The 18,162-nt window shown below is 66.9% G+C and carries 18 protein-coding genes; 15 read left to right on the top strand and 3 right to left on the bottom strand.

Annotated features, from left to right (window positions below):
• The first annotated feature begins 76 nt into the window (after nucleotides 1-76).
• The 3 genes from BMY25_RS18915 (at nucleotide 77) to trmB (ending at nucleotide 2,459) form a co-directional block, all read left to right on the top strand.
• A complete protein-coding gene (locus tag BMY25_RS18915) occupies nucleotides 77-484 on the top strand; it encodes a helix-turn-helix domain-containing protein (RefSeq protein WP_428976988.1) in 408 nt (135 codons plus the stop codon).
• 107 nt (nucleotides 485-591) lie between these two features.
• Nucleotides 592-1,758 (top strand): methionine adenosyltransferase, encoded by a 1,167-nt coding sequence (gene metK, locus BMY25_RS18920; RefSeq protein ID WP_092499579.1) that lies wholly within the window; start codon nucleotides 592-594, stop codon nucleotides 1,756-1,758.
• Nucleotides 1,755-2,459, top strand: coding sequence for a tRNA (guanine(46)-N(7))-methyltransferase TrmB (gene trmB / locus BMY25_RS18925; protein WP_238858426.1), 705 nt, complete (start codon nucleotides 1,755-1,757; stop codon nucleotides 2,457-2,459). Before metK ends, trmB begins: the two co-directional genes overlap by 4 nt.
• Here the strand turns inward: trmB and BMY25_RS18930 are convergent, their stop codons facing one another.
• Nucleotides 2,460-2,945: a HugZ family pyridoxamine 5'-phosphate oxidase gene (locus BMY25_RS18930; RefSeq protein WP_092499583.1), complete on the bottom strand. Its 486-nt coding sequence runs from the start codon at nucleotides 2,943-2,945 to the stop codon at nucleotides 2,460-2,462.
• Nucleotides 2,946-3,027: 82 nt separating this feature from the next.
• Between BMY25_RS18930 and BMY25_RS18935 the strand changes: the two genes are divergently transcribed.
• From BMY25_RS18935 to BMY25_RS18980, 10 genes are all read left to right on the top strand, one after another.
• Complete coding sequence (locus BMY25_RS18935) at nucleotides 3,028-3,729, top strand: response regulator transcription factor (RefSeq protein ID WP_092499585.1); 702 nt, start codon at nucleotides 3,028-3,030, stop codon at nucleotides 3,727-3,729.
• A gap of 8 nt (nucleotides 3,730-3,737) precedes the next feature.
• Nucleotides 3,738-5,528 (top strand): sensor histidine kinase, encoded by a 1,791-nt coding sequence (locus tag BMY25_RS18940; protein ID WP_092499587.1) that lies wholly within the window; start codon nucleotides 3,738-3,740, stop codon nucleotides 5,526-5,528.
• Between the two features lie 16 nt (nucleotides 5,529-5,544).
• Nucleotides 5,545-5,961 carry an HPr kinase/phosphorylase gene (locus BMY25_RS20950; RefSeq protein ID WP_255365520.1) on the top strand — a complete coding sequence of 139 codons (417 nt, stop codon included), beginning with the start codon at nucleotides 5,545-5,547 and terminating at the stop codon, nucleotides 5,959-5,961.
• A gap of 61 nt (nucleotides 5,962-6,022) precedes the next feature.
• Nucleotides 6,023-6,424 (top strand): PTS sugar transporter subunit IIA, encoded by a 402-nt coding sequence (locus BMY25_RS18950; protein ID WP_092499591.1) that lies wholly within the window; start codon nucleotides 6,023-6,025, stop codon nucleotides 6,422-6,424.
• A complete protein-coding gene (locus BMY25_RS18955) occupies nucleotides 6,421-6,699 on the top strand; it encodes an HPr family phosphocarrier protein (RefSeq protein WP_092499593.1) in 279 nt (92 codons plus the stop codon). The genes BMY25_RS18950 and BMY25_RS18955 overlap by 4 nt, the downstream gene beginning before the upstream one ends.
• Nucleotides 6,700-6,702: 3 nt before the next feature.
• The gene (locus tag BMY25_RS18960) at nucleotides 6,703-7,512 is read left to right on the top strand and encodes an ABC transporter ATP-binding protein (protein ID WP_092499595.1); all 810 of its coding nucleotides are present in this window, start codon (nucleotides 6,703-6,705) and stop codon (nucleotides 7,510-7,512) included.
• A 41-nt stretch (nucleotides 7,513-7,553) separates the two neighbouring features.
• Nucleotides 7,554-8,375, top strand: a complete 822-nt coding sequence (locus BMY25_RS18965; protein ID WP_092499620.1) for an ABC transporter permease — start codon at nucleotides 7,554-7,556, stop codon at nucleotides 8,373-8,375.
• 99 nt (nucleotides 8,376-8,474) lie between these two features.
• Entirely contained in the window at nucleotides 8,475-9,761 is a 1,287-nt protein-coding gene (locus BMY25_RS18970; protein WP_092499597.1) for a polyhydroxyalkanoate depolymerase, read from the top strand.
• A 94-nt stretch (nucleotides 9,762-9,855) separates the two neighbouring features.
• Nucleotides 9,856-10,314, top strand: a complete 459-nt coding sequence (locus BMY25_RS18975) for a DUF2852 domain-containing protein (RefSeq protein WP_092499599.1) — start codon at nucleotides 9,856-9,858, stop codon at nucleotides 10,312-10,314.
• 93 nt (nucleotides 10,315-10,407) lie between these two features.
• Nucleotides 10,408-11,154 (top strand): M48 family metallopeptidase, encoded by a 747-nt coding sequence (locus BMY25_RS18980; protein ID WP_092499602.1) that lies wholly within the window; start codon nucleotides 10,408-10,410, stop codon nucleotides 11,152-11,154.
• 8 nt (nucleotides 11,155-11,162) lie between these two features.
• Here BMY25_RS18980 and BMY25_RS18985 read toward each other — a convergent pair whose 3' ends face one another.
• Nucleotides 11,163-13,352, bottom strand: a complete 2,190-nt coding sequence (locus BMY25_RS18985; RefSeq protein ID WP_092499604.1) for a transglycosylase domain-containing protein — start codon at nucleotides 13,350-13,352, stop codon at nucleotides 11,163-11,165.
• A 278-nt stretch (nucleotides 13,353-13,630) separates the two neighbouring features.
• Between BMY25_RS18985 and BMY25_RS18990 the strand changes: the two genes are divergently transcribed.
• Together BMY25_RS18990 and polA are read left to right on the top strand one after the other, a co-directional pair.
• Nucleotides 13,631-14,659: an acyltransferase family protein gene (locus BMY25_RS18990; protein WP_092499606.1), complete on the top strand. Its 1,029-nt coding sequence runs from the start codon at nucleotides 13,631-13,633 to the stop codon at nucleotides 14,657-14,659.
• 89 nt (nucleotides 14,660-14,748) lie between these two features.
• Nucleotides 14,749-17,808, top strand: coding sequence for a DNA polymerase I (gene polA, locus BMY25_RS18995; RefSeq protein WP_092499608.1), 3,060 nt, complete (start codon nucleotides 14,749-14,751; stop codon nucleotides 17,806-17,808).
• Here the strand turns inward: polA and BMY25_RS21255 are convergent.
• Nucleotides 17,805-18,162: transposase (locus BMY25_RS21255; protein ID WP_238858427.1), on the bottom strand; the 358-nt coding region annotated here is incomplete at its 5' end. The genes polA and BMY25_RS21255 overlap by 4 nt on opposite strands.

Consider the following 18,162-nt stretch of genomic DNA (forward strand, 5'->3'; position numbering starts at 1 on the left):
GCTTTGAATGCGTGCGCACGGCTTTCAACCTGAGAATGATGTGCTTGGAGCGCTCGTGAACGACGCCGGAGAGAACTTGCCCAAGCGACCCAACCCGACCGACGAGTTCGTCGGGGGGAGGGTGCGAATGCGTCGCAAGATGCTCGGGCTCAGCCAGGAGAAGCTCGGAGAGCAACTCGGGGTGACCTTTCAGCAGGTCCAGAAATACGAGAAGGGCACCAACCGCATCGGCGCGAGCCGCCTGCAGGCGCTGGCCCGCACCCTGGACGTGCCGATTTCCTTCTTCTTTCCGGAAGCGACGGGGGAATCCGTTCCCGTCGGCGGCATGGCCGAAGGCCAGTCTCCGGGTTTCATCATGGACTTCGTGGCGTCCAGCGAGGGGCTCGAACTGACGCGGGCCTTCGCGCGGATCAAGGATGGCAAGGTCCGGCGCAAGATCATCGACCTCGTCCGCTCCATCGCGGATAACGATAGCTCCGAGTAGGACGATCCGTCGCTTGACGGGGCGAGCAGTGTTGGGGCAATCGTCTGTCACTTCATAAGGGCGCATTACCGCGCGTCTCCCGCTTCATCGACGGTAGGTTCAGCTCCATGCGACGGCATTATTTCTTCACCAGCGAGTCTGTGTCCGAAGGGCACCCCGACAAAGTCTGCGACCAGATTTCCGATGCTGTCGTCGATGCCCATCTGAGTGCTTTCCCCGAGGCCCGCGTGGGCTGTGAGACGCTGGCGACGACCAACCGGGTCGTGATCGCCGGCGAGGTTCGCGGGTCGGAAAGCGTCGATGCCGCCAAGGTCGAGCAGCTCGCCCGCGACACGATCCGCCGCATCGGCTACGAGCAGGACGGCTTCCACTGGGAGAACGCCCAGATCGACGTGCTCCTGCACGAGCAGTCGGCCGACATCGCGCAGGGCGTCGACAGCGCCGACAACAAGGACGAAGGCGCCGGCGACCAGGGCATCATGTTCGGCTACGCCTGCCGCGAGACGCCGGAGCTGATGCCCGCGCCGATCCATTACGCGCACCGCATTCTCCGCCTCCTGTCTGAGGCCCGGCATTCCGGCCGCGAGCCCAGCCTCGGCCCGGACGCCAAGTCGCAGGTCACCGTGGAATATCGCGACGGCCAGCCGGTCGGCGTCAGCTCCATCGTGCTCTCCACCCAGCATCTCGACGAGAGCCTGGAATCCCCCGACGTGCGCGCCCTCGTCGAGCCCTATATCCGTGAGGCCCTGCCGGAAGGCTGGATCTCCGCCGACACCGTCTGGCACGTCAATCCGACCGGCAAGTTCGTCATCGGTGGGCCGGACGGCGACGCCGGCCTGACCGGCCGCAAGATCATCGTGGACACCTACGGCGGCGCGGCCCCCCATGGCGGCGGCGCCTTCTCCGGCAAGGATCCGACCAAGGTCGACCGTTCGGCCGCCTACGCGGCGCGCTATCTTGCGAAGAACGTGGTCGCCGGCGGCTTTGCCGATCGCTGCACCATCCAGCTCTCCTACGCCATCGGCGTGTCGCAGCCGCTTTCCATCTATGTGGACCTGCACGAGACCGGCAAGGTGGAGGAAAACGTGCTGGAGAAGGCGCTCGGCCGCGTCATCGACCTGTCGCCGCGCGGCATCCGCCAGCACCTCCAGCTCAACCGCCCGATCTATGCCCGCACGGCGGCCTACGGCCATTTCGGCCGCGCGCCGGAGGCCGACGGCGGCTTCTCCTGGGAGAAGACCGACCTCGTCGAGGCGATCCGCCAGGCTCTGTGACAGGTACGCAACGGACGGTGGAATACCGCGAAAGCTCCTTCTTCGGACGGCGCAAGGGCAAGGCCCTGCGCGCCGGGCAGCGGCTTGCCCTCGAGCAGGTCCTGCCCGCGCTGAAGCTCGACCTGGACGCCCCGGCGCCGGCTGCGCTGTCGGAGCTCTTCCCGGTCCCGGTCGGCTCCGTCCGGCTGGAGATCGGCTTCGGCGGCGCGGAGCATCTGCTGCACGAGGCAGGCCGCCATCCCGAGGTCGGCTATATCGGCGTGGAGCCGTTCCAGAACGGCATGGTGAAGGCGATCGCCGGCATCGAGGAAACGGGTATCCCGAACGTCCGGCTCTATGACGAGGAGGCCGGGCCGCTCATGGACTGGTTGCCCCCCGCCTCGCTGGAGCGGGTGGACCTGCTTTACCCCGATCCCTGGCCCAAGCCGCGCCACTGGAAGCGCCGCTTCGTCAATGCCGACAATCTCGCGCGCATCGTTCGCGCGCTTCGCCCGGGCGGCGAGTTTCGCTTCGCCAGCGACATCGCCTCCTATGTTCGCTGGACGCTGGCGGAGGTTGCCTCCCACGGCGGTCTCGTGCCGCTGCGCTTGGCGAGTGAAGTGGGCACGGCATGGCCGGGTTGGCCGGGCACGCGCTACGAGGCCAAGGCCATCCGCGAGGGCCGGCCGCTCACCTATCTGAGCTTCCGCAAGCCGGAATAGTCAGTCGCCGAGAAGGGCCTCGGCGGCGATCGCGCCGATGCGGCCGAAGCCGGCGACGAAATGAGCGCCCTCGACCGCCATCCGGTAGAGCGCGAAATCCCCGAAATCGATGTAGAGCGCCGCTTCCGGCTGGCCGGCCAGGAAGACTTCGCGCGTGCCGGCCTGGTCGGCTTCCCGCACGATGCGCCCGGTCAGCGTCAGGCGCGGCGCGGTCAGGGGATCGGCGGTCTCCGCACCGGCCGCGATCAGCAGCGAGGCGCGGGGATCGCGCCGGAGGTTGCCGGTATGGACGGCGAGGCCGGAGAGCAGCAGCAGCGGCGCCGCGTCGCGATCCGGCGCGAAGGTCACCAGCGAGGCGAAGGGCGCGCCCTCGGCTGAAAGCGTCGCGAGCGTCGCCGGACCCGGCTCACGCAGCATGGCGCGGGCGATTTCGATCATTTTCCCGTGGTTGGCCCCCTCCGGGGAACGAGACTTCGTGTCAGTCATTGCGCCTGCCACATTCTGTTCGCATTCCGTTTTCAAAAGCAGTAATTCACGGGCACAATGCCTGACACGAGGGAGACAGGCTATGCCGACCATCGCGCTCGTCGACGACGACCGAAACATCCTGACCTCCGTCTCCATGACACTGGAGACCGAAGGCTACCGCGTGCAGACCTACAATGACGGGGTGAGCGCGCTGGATGGGCTGGCCCAGAGCCCTCCCGACCTCGCCATCTTCGATATCAAGATGCCGCGCATGGACGGGATGGAGCTGCTGCGCAAGCTGCGCCAGAGCAGCGATCTGCCGGTGATCTTCCTGACGTCCAAGGACGACGAGATCGACGAACTCTTCGGCCTCAAGATGGGCGCCGACGATTTCATCAAGAAGCCGTTCTCGCAGCGCCTGCTGGTGGAGCGCGTCAAGGCGGTGCTCCGCCGCTTCCAGCCGCGCGACGTGACGGCGCCGAAGCCCGGCGAGCCCTCGCGCATGCTGGACCGGGGCGATCTCTCGATGGACCAGGAGCGGCACACCTGCACCTGGAAGGGCGAGAACGTCACGCTCACGGTGACGGAGTTCCTGATCCTGTTCGCGCTGGCGCAGCGGCCGGGCGTGGTGAAGAGCCGCAACGCCCTGATGGACGCGGCGTATGACGATCAGGTCTATGTGGACGACCGCACCATCGACAGCCACATCAAGCGGCTGCGCAAGAAGTTCAAGGCCGTGGACGATGACTTCAACATGATCGAGACGCTGTACGGCGTCGGCTATCGCTTCCGGGAAGCCTGACCGGCGACATGGTGGCGGATTCTCCGGAAGGCCAGCGCAGGAGGCGGCGCTCGCTGCTTGCGGGTGCCGGCGGGCGGCCTTTCCGCCTGGCCGGCCGCCTGACGCGGCCGCTCCGGCATCTCGTTGCCGCCATCAGCAGCATCGGCACGTCGAGCCTCACCCGGCGCATCGTCATCCTGAACCTCGCCGCGACGATCGCGCTGGTCGGCGGCATACTCTATCTCAACAAGTTCCGCGCCGGTCTGATCGACGCCCGCGTGGAGAGCCTTCTGACGCAGGGCCAGATCATCGCGGCGGCGATCGCGGCGCAGGCGACGGCCAGCACCGACGCGATCACCATAGACCCCAACAAGCTCCTCGACCTGCAGGCGGGCGAAAGCGGCTCGCCCTATGATTCCGGCGAGGCGAATGCCGATTTCCCGATCAATCCCGAGCAGGTGGCTCCGGTCCTGACGCGCCTGATCTCGCCGACCCGGACGCGGGCGAGGATCTACGACCAGGACGGCACGCTGCTGCTCGATTCCCGCGCGCTCTATGCCCGCGGCCAGATCCTGCAATTCGACCTGCCGCCGCCCTTTGCCCGCAAGAGCCTGCCGGAGCGCTGGTGGGAAGGCTTCAAGCGCTGGTGGCGCGTTGGGGACCTCCCGGCCTATCACGAGATCGGGGCGGCCAATGGCAAGCAATATCCGGAGGTGGCGACATCCCTCAGCGGCTCGCCGGCCTCCGTGGTGCGGGTGGGCGAGGATGGCGGCCTGATCGTCTCCGTCGCCGTGCCGGTGCAGCGTTTCCGCGGCGTTCTGGGTTCGCTGCTGCTTTCCACGCAATCCGGCGATATCGACAAGATCGTCGCGGCGGAGCGCATGGCGATCGTCCGCGTGGCCGTCGTGGCGACCGCCGTGACCATGCTGCTGTCGCTGCTGCTGGCCAGCACCATCGCCGGCCCGGTGCGCCGGCTGGCGGCGGCGGCCGACCGCGTGCGGCGGGTGAAGCGGCGCATCGAGATCCCGAATTTCGGCGACCGCAAGGACGAGATCGGCCATCTCGCGCGCGCCTTCAGCGACATGACCACGGCGCTCTACAACCGGATGGACGCGATCGAGACGTTCGCCGCCGATGTCTCGCACGAACTGAAGAACCCGCTGACGTCACTCAGGAGCGCGGTGGAGACGCTGCCGATCGCCCGCACGGACGAGCAGCGCGAACGGCTGCTGGCCATCATCAAGCACGACATCCGCCGCCTCGACCGGCTGATCACCGACATTTCCGACGCTTCCCGGCTCGATGCGGAGCTGGCGCGCGAGGATGCCGAGCCCGTCGACGTTCATCGGCTCATCGAGACGGTGGTCTTCGCCCTGCAGGAAACGCGGGTCGACCGGCCGGAGCGACTGCAGCTTCGCGTGGAGCCCGGCCGCTTCGGCAAGGACGCGTTCTTCGTCTTCGGCCATGACAGCCGGCTCGGCCAGATCTTCAACAACCTCATCGACAACGCGCTTTCCTTCTCCCCGCCCGATGGCGAAATCCGGGTGCTGGCGCGGCGCGAGGCGGCTTCGGTGCTCGTCACCGTGGACGATGACGGACCGGGCATCCGCGCGGAGAACATCGAGAGCATCTTCGAGCGCTTCTATACCGACCGGCCGGAAGGCGAGGCCTTCGGGCAGAATTCCGGCCTGGGGCTTGCGATCACGCGGCAGATCGCCGAGGCCCATCGCGGCACCGTCCGGGCGGAGAACCGGGTGGCCGAAGACGGTACGGTGCGGGGCGCGCGCTTCATCGTCACGCTGCCGTCGGCGGGAGCCTGAGCGGCTGGGCGAAGCCATTCACGCCAGCGCCGTCCTTTATCGCGGGCTCGGACTGCTGATCCGGGGACCCTCCGGCTCGGGCAAGTCGCGGCTGGCAGAGGCGCTCATCCGGCGGGGCGGAACGCTGGTTGCCGACGACCGCGTCTTCGTGGCGGCCCGCGCCGGCCGGCTGCTCGCCTGCGCCCCCCGCGCCATTGCCGGGCTGCTTGAATTGCGCGGCCGCGGATTGGTGGCTCGCCCGGTCGAGCGGCAGGTCGTTCTCGCTTTGGTGCTCGACATCGTCGCAAAATGGGAAAGAATGCCGCCTGTTGAGGACTTCTCCATCTGTTTGATGCAAATTGAACTGGCGCGACAGCCGGTGCCTCCGCATCCGGATATCGCGCTGCCGCTTGTCGAAGCCGCCCTGGACAGGATCGAGGAAAGCCGGAATTGAGCACTTGCGAAGAACGCCGCTTTGGCGAAGATGACCAACTTTCAACGATGCGACTGGAAAAATGATCGGTCTGGTTCTCGTAACCCATGGTCAGCTCGCCGCCGAATTTCGAGCCGCACTGGAGCATGTGGTCGGTCCGCAGACCGCTTGCGAGACTGTCTCCATCGGTCCGGAGGACGACATGGAGGAGCGGCGGCAGGACATCGTCGATGCCGTGGCGAAGGTGAACAGCGGCTCGGGCGTCATCCTGCTCACCGACATGTTCGGCGGGACCCCGTCCAACCTCGCCATTTCCGTGATGTCTCCCGGCGAGGTCGAGGTTGTCGCCGGCGTCAACCTCCCTATGTTGATCAAGCTGGCCAGCGTGCGGGCCGATCGCAGCCTGGAGGAGGCGGCGATGGCGGCGCAGGAAGCAGGCCGCAAATACATCAACGTCGCGAGCCGGATCCTGTCCAACGAATGAGCGAAACGCTGAGCCGAGACCTCGAAATCGTCAACAAGAGAGGCCTGCACGCACGGGCTTCCGCCAAATTCGTGAAGTGCGCCGAGGCCTTCGAGGCCGAGATCAGCGTCAGCAAGGACGGCCAGACGGTTGGCGGAACCTCCATCATGGGGCTGATGACGCTGGCGGCAGCGCCGGGTTCCCACATCGAAGTCTCCGCCGCCGGCGTGGACGCGGCGGCGGCAATCGCGGCAATCGCGGCCCTCGTGGAAGACGGTTTCGGCGAGCGCGACTAGCGCATGCGCTTGTCCGGCGGCAATGGCGACGAGCGGTCGGCCGGCGCGGCTCAGGGCCGGACCGAAGCCCCGGCGGCAGCAATCGCGGTGACTGATCTCGTCAAGGCCTACGGCCCGGTGCGTGCCGTGGACGGCATCAGCTTCTCCGTGCCGCGCGGCGCCATCGTCGGCCTGCTCGGCGGCAATGGCGCGGGCAAGACCACGACGATCGCCATGATCATGGGCCTTACGCTGCCGACTACCGGCACGGCCCGGGTGCTGGGCTCCGACATGGCGCGGGAGCGCCATCGCGCGCTGCACCGGATCAACTTCCAGAGCCCCTATGTCGAGATGCCGCTGCGGCTCACCATCCGGCAGAACCTCACCGTTTTCGGCCAGCTCTATGGCGTGCGCCCTCTCCGCGAGCGCATCGACGAACTCGCCGCTTCTCTGGACCTTACAGCGCTGCTAGACCGCCCCTCCGGCAAGCTCTCCGCCGGGCAGAAGACCCGCGTGGCGCTTGCCAAGGCGCTGATCAACGCGCCGGACGTCCTGCTGCTTGACGAGCCGACGGCCTCGCTCGATCCCGATACGGCCGACTGGGTGCGGACGCGGCTGGAGGTCTATCGCCGCGAGCGGGGAGCGGCGATTCTGCTGGCGTCGCACAACATGCCGGAAGTGGAGCGGCTCTGCGACGACGTCATCATGATGCGCGCCGGCCGGATCGTCGACCGCGGCGCGCCGGCCGACCTGATCTCCCGCTATGGCCGCGACAACATGGAGGACGTGTTCCTCGACGTGGCGCGCGGGCGCGGGCAGGGAGCCGTGACATGAGCCTGAAGGGGACGGGCCTGAATGCGATGGGCCCCGATGACATGAGCCGGGCGGCCACGGATTACGTCGCGATCTCGCCACGGCGCGTCGGCGCCATGGTTCTGCGCTACTCGTATCTCCTGCGTTCCTCCTGGCCGCGCCTGCTCGACCTCGTCTACTGGCCGGCCGTGCAGATGCTGATGTGGGGGTTCCTGCAGACCTATCTGGCGCGCCAGAGCGGCATGGCGGCGCAGGCCGGGGGCGCCTTCATCGGCGCGGTGCTTCTCTGGGACATCCTGTTTCGCGGCCAGGTCGGCTTCTCCATCACCTTCCTGGAGGAGATGTGGTCCCGCAATCTCGGCAACCTCATGATGACGCCGCTGCGGCCGGCAGAGTTCGTCGCCGCGCTGATGGTGATGAGCCTGATCCGGCTGGCGATCGGGCTGATCCCGGTCAGCCTGCTGGCGCTCGCCTTTTTCGGCTTCAACCTGTGGGGGCTCGGCCTCGCCTTCGCGGCCTTCTTCGTCAACCTGATCCTGACGAGCTGGGCCATCGGGCTGCTCGCCTGCGGGCTGATCCTGAAAAAGGGTATGGGCGCCGAAGCTTTCGCCTGGAGCGTGACGTTCGTCCTGCTGCCGCTCTGCTGCGTCTACTATCCCGTGGCGACGCTGCCGGTCTGGCTGCAGTTCATCGCGCGGGCGCTGCCGCCGACCTATGTCTTCGAGGGACTGCGGGACCTCGTGCTGAACCGGCATTTCGACGCCACGGCCATGATCATCTCGCTCGGCCTGAACGTCGTTTATTTCGCCGCGGCAGTCGTCGGCTTCTCGCTGCTTCTTCGTTCCGCCCGGGTCAGCGGCTCATTGCTTCAGACAGGAGAGTAACCCTTCTTCTGGTCGATTGCATTGTGCGTACTGCAGTGCGAAAACAGGCCATGCTGCAGTGCCGAACATCCGTGTTCGTGAGAGAGGCTTGAGTTCCGCGTGTCCTTTTACGAGCTGTTCGAACTGAACCATGCGGCGCTGGCCCCGTGGCGCGCCTTCGCGGACGCAACACGGGCAGCCTTCCAGAGCCCGGGCAATCCGTTTGCCGAAACGCCGTTCGGCCGCTCCGTCCTGGCGGCGGCTGATCTCTTCGAGCGAACGACCCGGCGCTACGGCAAGCCGGCCTTCGGGTTGGTTAACACCGAGGTGGACGGCCAAACCGTCGATGTCACCGAGGAGATCGTGTGGCAGAGCCCTTTCTGCTCGCTGCTCCATTTCCACCGCGAGCTGCCGGCCGGTCGCGCGGCCGATCCGAAGCTGCTGCTCGTCGCTCCCATGTCCGGCCACCACGCGACGCTGCTGCGCGGCACGGTGGAGGCGCTGCTGCCCGGCCATGACGTCTACGTGACCGACTGGGCCGATGCGCGGAACGTGTCGGCTGCGGCCGGTCGCTTCGACCTCGACGGCTATATCGATGCGGTCACCGCGATGATCCGGGCGATCGGCCCCGGCGCGCATGTGATGGCGGTGTGCCAGCCCTCCGTGCCGGTGCTGGCCGCCGTGTCGCTGATGTCCGAGGACGGCGATGCCGCCTTGCCAGCGTCGATGACGCTGATCGGCGGCCCGGTCGACACCCGCGTCGCGCCGACCGAGATTAATCGCCTCGCCAAGGGCTACGGCATCGACTGGTTTCGCGAGAACGCGGTGATGACCGTGCCGGCAACTTGCCCGGGCGGGGGCCGTGTCGTCTATCCCGGCTTCATGCAGCTCAGCGGCTTTCTCGGCATGCATCTCGACCGCCATGTGAAGGCCTATGGCGAGATGTTCGCCCATCTGGTCCAGGGCGACGGCGAATCCGTGGAGAAGCATCGCGAGTTCTACGACGAGTTCCTGGCCGTGATGGATCTCACCGCCGAATTCTACCTGCAGACCATCGAGACTGTCTTCATCGAGCACCTGCTGCCGCGCGGGCTGATGACGCATCGCGGTCGCCCGATCCGGCCGGAAGCCATCTCGGGAACGGCGCTCTTCACCATCGAGGGCGAGCGGGACGACATCTCCGCGCCGGGCCAGACGGAGGCGGCGCACGCGCTCTGCTCCAGCCTGCCGGCGACCATGCGCGATCGCTATCTCCAGCCCGGCGTCGGCCATTACGGAGTGTTCAACGGCAGCCGCTACCGCGAGGAGATCGTGCCGCGGATCGCCGCCTTCGTGCGCCGGCACGAGCCGGCCGAAAAGCCCGGGCGGCGTGGTGGCGCGAAGCGGACAAAGGCGGACCCTCGGTAAAGGCCGATCACGTCTTTGGCCGGCTCACCTGTCCCGTCTTGAAACGCTTTTCCGGCCTTCCCATGTGATCTTCGTAGTCACCGAGGGGAGTCCCATGACGTACAACGACAGTGCCGGCCGCGCCTGTTTTTCACGCGGCCGCTGGAAACCTCTGAACATCGTCCTGATGGTTGCGGGCTTCGCGATCTTCTGGCCGCTTGGTCTCGCAATGCTCGCCTATATCATCTGGGGTGACGAGCTCGGCCGTCGTACGTCCGACTTCCGGTCCCAGTTGAAGTCCCAGTTCGGTTCCTTCGGTTCGGGCTTCGGGACGCGCCGGGGCGGCAATGCCTTCTGGAACACGGGCAATGTCGCGTTCGACGAATATCGCGAGCGTGAGATCCGCCGGTTGGAAGAAGAGCGCCGCAAGGTCGAGGAAATGCGTACCGAATTCGAGTCCTTCCTGCGCGAGCTGCGCCGGGCCAAGGACAAGGAAGAGTTCGAGCGCTTCATGAGCGAGTACCGCAACCGCACCTCCGGCGGCTCGGCGGGCTCGGGGCCGCAGGGCGACTGAGCGACCCGGCCGAAACGTACAGAGCGGGGCCTTCGGGCCCCGTTTTCTTTGGCGCGTGCTGTTCCGGGCCGGGCCGAACGCCGATAATGGATCATGCGATTCGCGCCCAAGCCCTTGCTCAAGCCCGCCCCCGAGAGCGTCCGCCTGCGCATCTGCGGGCAGGACCTCGTCATTCCCGTGAAGCGCAACGCCCGCGCCCGCCGGCTGACGCTGCGGCTCGATCCCGCCTTCGGTCCCGTGCTGACGCTGCCGGTGCGCACGCGGCTGGGGGAGGCGGAGCGCTTCGTGGCCCGCAACGCCGCCTGGCTGGAGGCGCGGCTGGACCGTGTCGCCGACGCCTCGCCCTTCGCCGATGGAGCCGAGCTTCCTCTGCGCGGCGAGCCCTGCCGGATCGTCCACCGCACCGGACGCGGATTGATCCGCCTTCAAAGCGGTGAAGCCGGCACCCTCGAGCTGCAGGTGCCGGGGGAAGCCGACCATATCGCCCGCCGCGTGACGGAGTGGCTGAAGCGCGAGGCCCGGCGTGACCTCACGCGGGCGGTGGACCGTCACTGCGAGCGACTGGGCAAGCCGGCGAAGGCGCTGCGGATCGGCGACGCGCGCAGCCGCTGGGGTTCCTGCACGAGCGCGGGCGTTCTGACCTTTTCGTGGAGGCTCGTGCTCGCCCCGACGGCGGTGCTGGATTATCTCGCCGCGCATGAAGTGGCGCATCTCCGCGAGATGAACCACAGCCAGGCCTTCTGGGATATCGTCGCCGCGCTCGATCCCGGCCACATGGCGTCACGCCGCTGGCTGAAGCAGCATGGCGCCGCGCTGCACGCGGTCGGCCGGGAAGGCTGAGCCGAAAGCTACCGCCCGAAGATCAGGTCTACGAGGCCCCGGCGCCGCTGGGGCTGCTGCCCGGGCATCATGGTTCCCGGAGGCGGCGGCTCGCGGCCCTGCGAATCCTGCAGAGCCTGTTCCACCTGCTGCGTCAGCGCATCCTGATCGTTCGAAGCCGTTTGCGGAGCCTCGGTCTGGTCCTGGCGCGCCATCAGGCTGGGCAGGAGATCGGTGCCGGGAAGCAGTCGAACGGGCACGCCCGCGTGGGCGGGCTTCATGTAGGCCGACCAGATATCGGCGGGCATGGTGCCGCCGAAGGCGCGCTTGGTCGGCGTGTTATCGTCGTTGCCGACCCAGACGCCGGTCGTGAGATTGGCGGTGTAGCCGACGAACCAGCCGTCGCGGAAATCCTGGCTGGTGCCGGTCTTGCCGGCGGCTGGCCAGCCCGACAGGGTGGCGCGGCGGGCGGCCGTGCCGCTCTCGATCGTCTCCTGCAGCATGTCGTTCATCATCGCGACATTGTCGATGCTGACGACCTGCGGCTGGTTGCCCTCCTTGCGGGAATAAAGAACCTTGCCCACCGAGGACTTGATCGACTGGATCACGTGCGCCGTCGCGCCGTAGCCACCATTGGCGAAGGGTACGTAGGCTCCGGTGAGTTCCAGCAGCGTCACCTCGGACGTGCCGAGCGCGATGGAGGCGTTGGGCTGGATGGCGGAATTGATGCCAAGCCGATGCGCCGTCTCGATCACGTTGGCCGGTCCGACCTCCATGACGAGCTGTGCCGCGATCGTGTTGATGGAGCGGGCCAGCGCGGTCTTCAGCGTGACGGGGCCGATATACTTGTTGTCGTCATTGTGGGGCGACCAGTTGCCGAACGTCACGGGCTGGTCGATGCGGATGGAATCCGGGCGCAGCCCGTGTTCCAGCGCGGTCAGGTAGACGAAGGGCTTGAACGTGGAGCCCGGCTGGCGATGCGCCTGGATCGCCCGGTCGAACTGGCTTTCCGAATAGTCCTTGCCGCCGACCAGCGCGCGCACCGCGCCCGTGCCGTCCATGGAGACGAGGGCGGCCTGCGAGACGTTGTACTTCTTGCCTTCCTTGTCGATGCCGTCGACCAGCGCCTTTTCCGCCGCGCGCTGCAGCGTCATGTCGATGGTGGTCTGCACCACGATGTCGCCGCTGATGTTGCCGATATAGCCGGGGATCTGGTCCATCACCCAGTCGGCGACGTAGTTCTCGCTCTTGGCGAGATGGGCGGTCGCGATCTGCGCCGGCTGCGCCAGCGCCTGCTTGGCTTGCGCCTGGCTGATATACTTCTCTTCCGCCATCGCGTTCACGACGAGCGCGGCGCGGGTGCGCGCCCGCTTCAGGTTGCGCATGGGGGAATAGTAGCTCGGACCCTTGAGGAGGCCGGCGATCATCGCCGCCTGCGGGATCGTCAGATGCCTGGCGTCCTCGTCGAAATAGCGATGCGCCGCCGCGTCGATCCCGTAGGCCCCGCCGCCGAGATAGACCCGGTTCAGGTACATCTCCAGGATCTGGTCCTTGGAATAATGATGCTCCAGCCACAGCGCGAGCACCACTTCCTGCACCTTGCGCTTGAGCGACCGCTCCGGCGACAGGAACATGTTCTTGGCCAGCTGCTGCGTCAGCGTCGAGCCGCCCTGGCGCAGATGGCCGCGCATCGCGTTGGTGGCGAAAGCGCGGGCGAGGCCGATCGGGTCGAGGCCGAAATGCGAGCGGAAGCGCCGGTCCTCGATGGCGATCACGGCATTCGGCACATAGGAGGGGAGGTCCTTGATCTTGACCGCTTCGCCGCCCGTATCGCCCCGATTGCCGATCAGCGTTCCGTCGAGCGAGACGATCTGAACGTTGGGCGGCCGGTCGGGGATCTTCCATTCGGACGCCGCCGGCAGCTGCATTCCGTAATAGGCGACGACGCCACCGGCGCAGATCACGATCCACAGCGCCAGCACGCAGCACCAGTAGATGAGCCGGGTGAGCAGCCGGAGCGGGCCGCCGCCCCCTCTGCCGCGCCTACCGCCGCTCTTGCGGGAGCCGCGACCGGATCGCCCGCCGCCTCCGTTGCCTTTACCCCGCGACCGGCGCGACGTCGGCACGGACCGATCGTCCGCGCTCACCCGCCATTCGTCGTTCCGCTTGCCGCCGCCGAAGCTCGGCTCGACCCGACGGTCTTTCTTCCGTCCAGCCATCTACGCCGCGATCCCGATCCATCCGGCGGTCTGCGAGGCAAATCGGGCGGTTTTGAGAGGACAGGCGTCGGGGGCGCGACGGCCGGACAGGGGATGAGGGGAGATCATTCGTCTTCATTACCACATTCGGGCGGAGCAGGGAGGTCGAACGGGCCTCGACTGCCGCGATCCACGTCAATTCTCGAAATGGAGGAGAGTCGTTTACTAGCGCTTAGGATTTCGAGCGGGCGCGGGCCGGCGAAAGTGGTATTGGGAAACAATCGGACGGAGCGGTGACAATGGCCGGACGCGTAAGCTGGGTGGATGTGGCCAAGGGCTTCTGCATCTGCATGGTCGTGATGATGCATTCCACTCTGGGCGTCGAGAAAGCCGCCGACGCAACCGGCTGGATGCACTACGTCGTCGAGTTCGCCCGCCCCTTCCGCATGCCCGATTTCTTCATGATCGCCGGCCTGTTTCTCGCCCACCGCATCGACAGCCCGTGGCGGCTCTATCTCGACCGGAAGGTGCTGCATTTCGCCTATTTCTACGTGCTGTGGCTGACGATCCAGTTCGCCTTCAAGGCGCCCGGCATGATCGCGGACGAGGGTTGGTCCGGGCTTGGTGCCGAATATCTCAGGGCCTTCATCGAACCCTGGGGCACGCTCTGGTTCATCTACCACCTGGCCCTCTTCCTGGTGGTGACGCGCCTCCTGCGGCATGTGCCGTGGCCGGCCGTGTGGATCGCCGGCGCGGCGCTGGAGATCCTGCACGTGAATACCGGCTCGGTGCTGATCGACGAGTTCGCCAGCAAGTTCATCTACTTCTACACCGGCTACGTTTTCGCCGATGCCGTCTTCCGCTATGCCGCGGCGCTTGGGCGCCATCCGCTGGCCGGAACCGGACTGTTCCTCGCCTGGGCGCTGGTGCATGGCGCGATCGTCTTCGCGGGCTGGCCGGACCTGCCCTTCGTCAGCCTCGGCCTCGGCTTGGCCGGCGCGCTGGCGGTGGTGACGGTCTCGGTCCTGCTCTCTCGGACGGCGGCGATCCGGCCGCTCAACTATCTCGGCCAGAATTCCATCGTGGTCTATCTCGCCTTCTTCCTGCCCATGGCGGTCAGCCGCGCGATCCTGCTGAAGAGCGGGATCATCACCGATATCGGGACGATCTGCGTGCTGGTGACGCTGTGCGGCATCGTCGTGCCGGTGATCCTCTACCGGCTGGTGCGCTGGAGCGGCTGGGGCACCTTCCTCTTCGTGCGGCCTGACTGGGCGCGCATCGAGGGGCCGTATCTGCGGCAAAAGGCGAGCCTTTCGCCGGCGGAATGACGACCGGGTGAACAGGGGCGGCCCGAGGGGCAGGGTCGCGGGCGAAAGCTCTGCTTGAAAAAGCCGGGCAAGGGGGCAAATGTCCCGCCATGTCCAATGCCTCCGAAGCCGCTCCCGCCTCCACCTCCGCCGGTTCGCCGGTCACCGGCATCGGGGAGGGCGATCACCTCGTCCTTGTCGACGGCTCGGCCTTCATCTTCCGCGCCTTTCACGCGCTGCCGCCGTTGACGCGCAAGTCCGACGGGCTGCCGGTCGGCGCCGTCGCCGGCTTCTGCAACATGATCTGGAAGCTCCTGCAGGAAGGCCCGACCGGGCAGCACGACGAGCCGACGCACTTCGCGGTGATCTTCGACTTCTCCTCCAAGACGTTCCGGAACGAGCTTTATTCCGACTACAAGGCGCACCGGCCGTCGCCGCCGGACGATCTCATCCCGCAATTCGGCCTCATCCGGCAGGCGACCCGCGCCTTCAATCTCGCTTGCGTTGAGCAGAAGGGCTGGGAAGCTGACGACCTGATCGCGACCTATGCCCGGCAGGCCTGCCAGGCCGGCGCGCGCACCACCATCGTCTCCTCCGACAAGGACCTGATGCAGCTGCTCGGGCCGACCGTGATCATGGTCGACACGATGAAGAACGTCGTCATCGGCGAGGATTACGTGCGCGCCAAGTTCGGCGTCGGCCCGGAGAAGATGATCGACCTGCAGGCGCTTTGCGGCGACAGCGTCGACAACGTGCCGGGGGTGCCCGGCATCGGCGCCAAGACGGCGGCGCAACTCCTCGACGAATATGGCGATCTCGATACGCTGCTGGCCCGCGCGCCGGAGATCAAGCAGCCGAAGCGACGTGAAAACCTCGTTCAGTTCGCCGAGCAGGCGCGCATTTCCCGCAAACTGGTGACGCTCTGCCCGGACGTGCCGCTCGACGTGGCGATCGGCGATCTCGCTGTGGAAGCCGTGGACGGCCCGCGCGCGGTCGCCTTTTCCAAGGCCATGGAATTCGCGGCGCTCACGCGCCGCATCGCCGAGAAGACGGGCGCGGTGCCGGATGCGGTCGAACCGGCGGATCTCGTGATCGAGGGCTGGTCCGGCAAGGAAGGCACCACCCGGCCGCACGGGCCGGACCTGCCGGAAGCGTCGGATATTCCGCCCGCCGGCGAAAGCGGCGCGGCGAAAGCTCCGGGCAGGTCCGCCTCGGCGCGTCCGCTGCAGGCGCTCGCCACCGGCCCGGTGCTGGGCTCGCCCGCCATGCTGGCGGAACGGCGCAAGGCGGAGGCGCCGGAGCCGAAGGTCGACGTGGAAGGCTACCACTGCGTCCGCACGCTGGAGGATCTCGACGACTGGATCCTGGCCGCGCGCGAGCATGGGGTCGTCGCCGTCGATACGGAATCGACCAGTCTCGATCCCATGTCGGCGGAGCTCTGCGGCGTCTCGCTGGCGATCCAGCCGAACCATGCCTGCTACATCCCGCTCGGCCACAAATCGGGCGAGGACGACATGTTCGCCCATGCCGATGGCAATGGCGGGCTGCATAAGGAGCAGATCCCAATCGCCGAGGCGCTGGCGCGGCTGAAGCCGCTTCTGGAAGAGCCGTCGGTGCTGAAGATCGGCCAGAACATCAAGTACGACTGGCTGCTGCTGTCGCGCCACGGCATCCGCATCGCCCCGCACGACGACACCATGCTGATGTCCTACGCGCTGGATGCCGGCCGCCGCATGGGCCACGGCATGGACGGGCTTTCCGACAGCGTGCTCGGCCACAAGCCGATAGCCTTCAAGCAGGTGACGGCGGCGGGCAAGGCCAAGACCTTCGACCGGGTCGGGATCAAGGACGCCACCTGCTACGCCGCCGAGGATGCGGACGTGACGCTGCGGCTCTGGCGCGTTTTGAAGCCGCGTCTGGCGGCGGAAAAGCTCACCCGCGTCTACGAGCGGCTGGAGCGCCCGCTGGTGCCGGTGCTGGCGCGCATGGAAGGCCGCGGCATCAAGGTCGACCGGCAGATGCTGTCGCGCCTTTCCGGCACCTTCGCTCAGAAGGCCGCGGGCGTGGAAGCCGAGATCTTCCAGATGGCGGGCCGCTCGTTCAACATCGGCTCGCCCAAGCAGCTCGGCGACATTCTCTTCGGCGAGCTTGGTCTTCCCGGCGGCAAGAAGACCAAGACCGGCGCCTGGTCCACCGACGTGAAGGTGCTGGACGACCTCGCCGCTGAAGGCCATGCGCTGCCCCGCAAGATCGTGGAATGGCGCCAGCTCACCAAGCTGAAATCCACCTATACCGACGCGCTGCCGACCTACATCAACCGCGAGACCGGCCGCGTCCATTCCTCCTTCTCGCTGGCCTCCACCACGACCGGACGGCTCTCCTCCTCCGAGCCCAACGTGCAGAACATCCCGGTGCGCACGGAGGAAGGGCGAGAGATCCGCAAGGCCTTCATCGCCGAGCCCGGCAACAAGCTGGTCTCCGCCGATTACAGCCAGATCGAGCTTCGCGTATTGGCCCACATGGCGGAGATCCCCCAGCTTCGCCGCGCCTTCGAGGATGGGCTCGACATCCATGCCATGACGGCGTCGGAGATGTTCGGCGTGCCGGTGGAAGGCATGGACCCGTCCGTCCGCCGCCGCGCCAAGGCGATCAATTTCGGCATCATCTACGGCATTTCCGCCTTCGGCCTCGCCAACCAGCTGGCGATCGGACGCGGCGAGGCGGGGGACTACATCAAGCGCTATTTCGAGCGCTTCCCCGGCATCCGCGACTACATGGAAGACACCAAGCGCTTCGCCCGCGACAACGGCTATGTGGAAACGCTGTTCGGGCGGCGCGCGCACTATCCCGATATCCGCTCCTCGCAGCCCAACGTCCGCGCCTTCAACGAGCGCGCCGCGATCAACGCGCCGATCCAGGGCACGGCCGCCGATATCATCCGCCGCGCCATGATCCGCATGGAAGACGCGCTGGAGGAGGCGAAGCTCTCCGCCAAGATGCTGCTGCAGGTGCACGACGAACTGATCTTCGAGGTGCCGGAGGCGGAAGTGGACACCACGCTCCCCGTCGTCCGCCGCATCATGGAAAAGGCCGCCGAGCCTGCGGTGGTCCTGCGCGTGCCGCTGCAGGTGGACGCGCGCGCGGCAAGCAACTGGGACGAGGCGCACTAGGTCGTAGACTCATAAGCTCTCAGCCATAGGCGTGTTGAGGCGATCAGGAGGGCTGCGAGAAAGTTTCGGGCGAGCTTGTCGAAGCGCGTTGCGACACGGCGGAAGTGTTTGAGCTTGCAGAAGAACCGCTCCACGAGGTTGCGCCGGCGGTAGAGGGCTGGCTCAACGGAGCGCTGCACACGGACCCGGCTCTGGGTGGGGATATGCGCCTGTCCACCTGTTTTGGCGACAGGATCGAGGATAGCGCGGCTGTCATAACCGCGGTCCGCAACGAGTGCTCCGGCTGCGGGCAGGCCGACCAGCAGGTCCGGAACGGCGGTTTTGTCCGAAGCCTGGCCGGCGGTGATCAGCAGC

The organism is Faunimonas pinastri, assembly GCF_900110915.1.
In the GTDB taxonomy this organism is placed as follows: Bacteria; Pseudomonadota; Alphaproteobacteria; order Rhizobiales; family Afifellaceae; genus Faunimonas; species Faunimonas pinastri.

Coding starts and splice junctions, on each gene's coding strand:
- metK (WP_092499579.1), top strand. CDS start 592: ATGCGACGGCATTATTTCTTCACCAGCGAGTCTGTGTCCGAAGGGCAC.
- polA (WP_092499608.1), top strand. CDS start 14,749: ATGTCCAATGCCTCCGAAGCCGCTCCCGCCTCCACCTCCGCCGGTTCG.
- BMY25_RS18990 (WP_092499606.1), top strand. CDS start 13,631: ATGGCCGGACGCGTAAGCTGGGTGGATGTGGCCAAGGGCTTCTGCATC.
- BMY25_RS18980 (WP_092499602.1), top strand. CDS start 10,408: ATGCGATTCGCGCCCAAGCCCTTGCTCAAGCCCGCCCCCGAGAGCGTC.
- BMY25_RS18955 (WP_092499593.1), top strand. CDS start 6,421: ATGAGCGAAACGCTGAGCCGAGACCTCGAAATCGTCAACAAGAGAGGC.
- BMY25_RS18965 (WP_092499620.1), top strand. CDS start 7,554: ATGAGCCGGGCGGCCACGGATTACGTCGCGATCTCGCCACGGCGCGTC.
- BMY25_RS18975 (WP_092499599.1), top strand. CDS start 9,856: ATGACGTACAACGACAGTGCCGGCCGCGCCTGTTTTTCACGCGGCCGC.
- BMY25_RS18950 (WP_092499591.1), top strand. CDS start 6,023: ATGATCGGTCTGGTTCTCGTAACCCATGGTCAGCTCGCCGCCGAATTT.
- BMY25_RS18985 (WP_092499604.1), bottom strand. CDS start 13,352: ATGGCTGGACGGAAGAAAGACCGTCGGGTCGAGCCGAGCTTCGGCGGC.
- BMY25_RS18935 (WP_092499585.1), top strand. CDS start 3,028: ATGCCGACCATCGCGCTCGTCGACGACGACCGAAACATCCTGACCTCC.
- BMY25_RS18930 (WP_092499583.1), bottom strand. CDS start 2,945: ATGACTGACACGAAGTCTCGTTCCCCGGAGGGGGCCAACCACGGGAAA.
- BMY25_RS18960 (WP_092499595.1), top strand. CDS start 6,703: ATGCGCTTGTCCGGCGGCAATGGCGACGAGCGGTCGGCCGGCGCGGCT.
- BMY25_RS18940 (WP_092499587.1), top strand. CDS start 3,738: ATGGTGGCGGATTCTCCGGAAGGCCAGCGCAGGAGGCGGCGCTCGCTG.